The organism is Carboxydocella sporoproducens DSM 16521 (assembly GCF_900167165.1).
Classification (GTDB): domain Bacteria; phylum Bacillota.
In genome coordinates this window covers 1-4,027 of sequence record NZ_FUXM01000068.1, presented here as the reverse complement: position 1 = coordinate 4,027, position 4,027 = coordinate 1, and the positions used below count along the sequence as shown (strand labels likewise).

The following is a 4,027-nucleotide window of genomic DNA, read 5'->3' as shown; positions in this document are numbered from 1 at the left end:
GTAGCTTAAAAAGGAGAAGAAAAGCATCTCTAATATGGGCAAAAAGTTACAGGCCGGATGATTAAGAAGTCATTTTAGGGCTAGTGGGATTAGTGCGCCCTTTTTTAGGATTTAAAAAAAGAGAGATACCGTTATCCTTGCTAAACAACTGAATGATAATGTTTAAAAAAATTTATTTATAATATTTTTAGCAATTTTCATTCTGAAAAAGGGTACATCGCAAAAAGCATTGTCTCTTTTGCTATTGACACTCTATGGGAATTATGATAAATTGTATAGGGTAACGGACTATTCTGGACCACTTGTCGGCACAGGACACTTTTTAGGGAGGTGGCACAATGCGCGTGGGCATTACCCTCGCTTGCACTCAGTGCAAGAGAAGAAATTATACAACCACTAAAAACAAAAAGAATGACCCGGACAGAATCGAGCTGAAGAAGTTCTGTAAATGGTGCGGCACGCAAACCGTCCATAAGGAAACCCGGTAAGGGCTAACACCGATACTGTTTTAAGGATGTGGAGTTTCTTATGGTAAATAAAGAAACCACCAAAAAAGAAGGTGCCAAGAAGGCGGAAAAAAATAAGGCCTGGTCCGAACTGGTTAACTTTCTTTCCGGAACTAAAGCCGAATTGCGCAAAGTTAACTGGCCTGACCGCAAACAGGTGTTGACCTATACCGGTGTTGTGCTGACGGCGGTAGCTATCATGGCAGTCTTGATCTGGGTAATCGATCTGGGTTTGGGTCGGTTGCTGACGCTGATTGTGGAACGATAAATTTATGCTAGGAGGTGAGGGACCTAACTGGGTCCCTTCTGGGTATGGAGAAAAAGTGGTATGTCATTCACACATACTCCGGTTATGAAAATAAGGTAAAAGCCAATCTGGAAAAGCGCATTGAGTCCATGAACATGGGAGACAAGATCTTTCGCATTCTGGTACCCATGGAAGATGAAGTGGAAATCAAGGATGGCAAGCGCAAGGTCAGTAAGCGCAAAGTGTTTCCGGGGTATGTGCTGGTGGAAATGATCATGACCGATGACTCCTGGTATGTGGTTCGCAATACAACCGGTGTAACCGGATTTGTTGGCAGCGGCAACAAGCCGATTCCACTCAGGGATGAAGAAGCAGCCGCCATCTTGAAACAGATGGGGATGGAAGAACCCAAGGTCAAACTGCGCTTTAAGGTTGGCGATGAAGTCCGCGTGATAGCCGGCCCCTTCCAGAACTTCGTGGGTAGTGTGGAAGAAATCTACCCTGAAAAGGGTAAGCTGAAAGTCCTGGTGTCAATGTTCGGAAGAGAGACTCCTCTGGAGTTGGATTTCGGACAGGTGGCTGAAGTAGAATGATGACAGTAGACAGATTAAGGAGGTGGAAATAATGGCAAAAAAGGTAGTAGCAGTAATCAAGCTGCAATGTCCTGCTGGTAAAGCCACCCCTGCTCCCCCGGTTGGTCCGGCTTTGGGTCAGCATGGTGTAAATATTATGGCTTTCACCAAGGAATTTAACGAAAAAACCGCTAACCAGGCCGGGTTGATTATCCCGGTGGAAATTAGCGTTTATGAAGACCGGTCCTTCACTTTTGTGTTGAAGACTCCTCCGGCTGCAGTTTTGCTGAAAAGAGCAGCTGGGATTGAGAGTGGTTCTGGTGAACCCAACAAGAAGAAGGTCGGCAAGGTAACCCGTGACAAAGTCCGGGAAATTGCAGAGCTGAAAATGCGGGACCTGAATGCTGCCAGCCTGGAAGCGGCAATGCGGATGATTGAAGGCACAGCGCGCAGCATGGGTATTGAAGTAGTAGAAGCTTAATGGTCCACAAGTGGGAGGATATAATCCGTTACTACCACAAAGGAGGTAAACAAAATGGCTAAACACGGTAAAAAATATCTGGAAGCTGCCAAACAGGTAGACAAAACCAAACTGTATGATCCTCAGGAAGCTCTGGAACTGGTACAGAAACTGGCTTCTGCCAGGTTTGATGAGTCCGTTGAGGTTGCAGTTAAACTAGGTGTGGACCCCCGGCATGCGGATCAGCAAGTTCGGGGTGCAGTAGTACTGCCCCATGGCACAGGGAAAACTGCCCGTGTAGTTGTTTTCGCTAAAGGCGAGAAAGCCAAGGAAGCAGAAGCTGCTGGCGCTGACGTAGTGGGCGCTGAAGACCTGATTGCCAGGATTGAGGGCGGTTGGCTGGATTTCGATACAGCCGTAGCTACTCCGGATATGATGGGTGCTGTAGGTAAATTGGGTCGGATCTTAGGTCCTAAAGGCCTGATGCCTAACCCCAAAACCGGAACTGTTACTTTTGATGTAGCCAAGGCTGTTAAAGATATTAAGGCTGGTAAAGTGGAATACCGGGTTGACAAGGGTGCTAACATTCATGCGCCCATTGGTAAGGTCTCCTTTGGTACCGAGAAGCTGCTGGACAACTTCTATACTCTGCTGGATGCTTTGCTCAAGGCTAAGCCGGCAGCTGCCAAGGGAACATATATCAAGGGAGTGGCTGTTTCCTCCACTATGGGCCCTGGCATTAAGGTCAATCCGTTAAAGGTTACTCGTTAAAAATCTTTCCTGTACTGTTGACAATAGCCTCTGGCCAGGCTATAATTAACCTGTTGACAATTTGATATAGGTGAACCAAGCTGTAGACAGTCGGTGCCTGCTGGCTTAAAGGAGAAATCCGCCTACCGAGGCTTTGGAAGTCAACTCTGTTGGCTAAGTATGTCCATCAGAGGGTCTCCTGGCTTGTCTACGGAGACCCTTTTTTGTTTGACTTCGCGGCTTGGGATGTACCGATACAGGTGCAAGGAGGTGGAATTGTGGCTAAAATTGCCGAGAAACAGCCGGTTGTACAGGAGCTGAAAGAAAAACTGGAGCAGGCCGTCGGGGTAGTGCTGGTTGACTACCGGGGTTTGAATGTGGCTCAGGCTACTGAGCTGCGGAAACGCCTGCGGGAAGCTGGAGTGGAATACAAGGTCGTTAAGAATACTCTGGCACGCCTGGCTTGCCGTGAAGTTGGCCTGTCTGATCTGGAACCCTATCTGGAAGGTCCCAACGCACTGGCTTTTGGCTTAACAGATCCTGTTGCTCCGGCGAAGATTCTGAGTGAATTCGCCAAGGACAACAAGCAGCTGGAAATCAAGGCCGGTATCGTGGATGGCAAGGTAATCGATGTTGCCGGGGTTAAGGCTCTGGCCGACTTGCCGCCGCGGGAAGTGCTGCTGGCCAAAGTGCTGGGTGGTCTGCAAGCTCCTCTTTATGGGTTTGCCAATGTTCTCCAGGGCAATCTGCGCAATCTGGTTTACGTCCTGGAAGCTATCCGCAAGAAGAAAGAGGAAGGCGCTGCTTAAGTGCCTGATCGCTTAAAAATCTTAGATTTTGCTGAAGGAGGAAGATTATAATGTCCAAGGTAAATGAAATTTTGGAAGCTGTTAAAGGTTTAACTGTTCTGGAACTGGCTGAGCTGGTAAAGGCTTTTGAAGAAGAATTCGGTGTATCTGCTGCTGCTCCTGTAGCTGTAGCTGCTGCTCCTGTAGCTGGCGCTGCCGCTGCTCCTGCTGCAGAAGAAAAAACTGAATTCGATGTAATTCTGGCCGCCGCTGGCGACAAGAAAGTTAACGTTATCAAAGTTGTACGCGAAATAACCGGTCTGGGCCTGAAAGAAGCCAAGGACCTGGTGGATGGCGCTCCCAAGCCTGTTAAAGAAAAAGTTTCCAAGGAAGAAGCTGAATCCATCAAGGCCAAGCTGGTTGAAGCTGGCGCTACCGTTGAAATTAAGTAACTTGGATAAAAAAAGGCACCTCGATATGAGGTGTCTTTTTTTGTAGAGCTAATTGCGCTGTCAGAAAATCCTGACAATCCAAGGGATTAGCGAAAGGTCAAAAATAAATTTACCCCAGAAAAAGGTGTATAGAAAAGGGTTTTTAGCGCAAAACAAGAGGCTGAGGGAAAAATTCACCCCAGCCTCAAATGTTGTAAAAAATAAGCAACAGGCATCCACCTGTGGTAAAATTGAAGTTGAAAGACAAACAAT

At 47.3% G+C, this 4,027-nt stretch carries 8 protein-coding genes and 1 other annotated feature; of the genes, 7 read left to right on the top strand and 1 reads right to left on the bottom strand.

All coding sequences use genetic code 11. From position 1 onward, the window contains the following. Positions 1-338: 338 nt before the first annotated feature. The 7 genes from rpmG (at position 339) to rplL (ending at position 3,775) form a co-directional block, all read left to right on the top strand. Entirely contained in the window at positions 339-488 is a 150-nt protein-coding gene (gene rpmG / locus B5D20_RS13370; RefSeq protein ID WP_078666692.1) for a 50S ribosomal protein L33, read from the top strand. Between the two features lie 40 nt (positions 489-528). Then, positions 529-774, top strand: coding sequence for a preprotein translocase subunit SecE (gene secE, locus B5D20_RS13365; protein ID WP_078666691.1), 246 nt, complete (start codon positions 529-531; stop codon positions 772-774). A gap of 44 nt (positions 775-818) precedes the next feature. Next, positions 819-1,346 (top strand): transcription termination/antitermination protein NusG, encoded by a 528-nt coding sequence (gene nusG / locus B5D20_RS13360; protein WP_078666690.1) that lies wholly within the window; start codon positions 819-821, stop codon positions 1,344-1,346. A gap of 31 nt (positions 1,347-1,377) precedes the next feature. After that, complete coding sequence (gene rplK / locus B5D20_RS13355) at positions 1,378-1,806, top strand: 50S ribosomal protein L11 (RefSeq protein WP_078666689.1); 429 nt, start codon at positions 1,378-1,380, stop codon at positions 1,804-1,806. 54 nt (positions 1,807-1,860) lie between these two features. Next, positions 1,861-2,556, top strand: coding sequence for a 50S ribosomal protein L1 (gene rplA, locus B5D20_RS13350; protein WP_078666688.1), 696 nt, complete (start codon positions 1,861-1,863; stop codon positions 2,554-2,556). Between the two features lie 62 nt (positions 2,557-2,618). Beyond that, positions 2,619-2,770, top strand: a sequence feature (ribosomal protein L10 leader region). Positions 2,771-2,813: 43 nt separating this feature from the next. Next, the gene (gene rplJ, locus B5D20_RS13345; RefSeq protein ID WP_078666687.1) at positions 2,814-3,344 is read left to right on the top strand and encodes a 50S ribosomal protein L10; all 531 of its coding nucleotides are present in this window, start codon (positions 2,814-2,816) and stop codon (positions 3,342-3,344) included. A 50-nt stretch (positions 3,345-3,394) separates the two neighbouring features. Further along, positions 3,395-3,775, top strand: a complete 381-nt coding sequence (gene rplL, locus B5D20_RS13340; RefSeq protein ID WP_078666686.1) for a 50S ribosomal protein L7/L12 — start codon at positions 3,395-3,397, stop codon at positions 3,773-3,775. Between the two features lie 60 nt (positions 3,776-3,835). Here rplL and B5D20_RS14040 read toward each other — a convergent pair. Continuing rightward, positions 3,836-4,027: hypothetical protein (locus B5D20_RS14040; RefSeq protein ID WP_207651231.1), on the bottom strand; the 192-nt coding region annotated here is incomplete at its 5' end.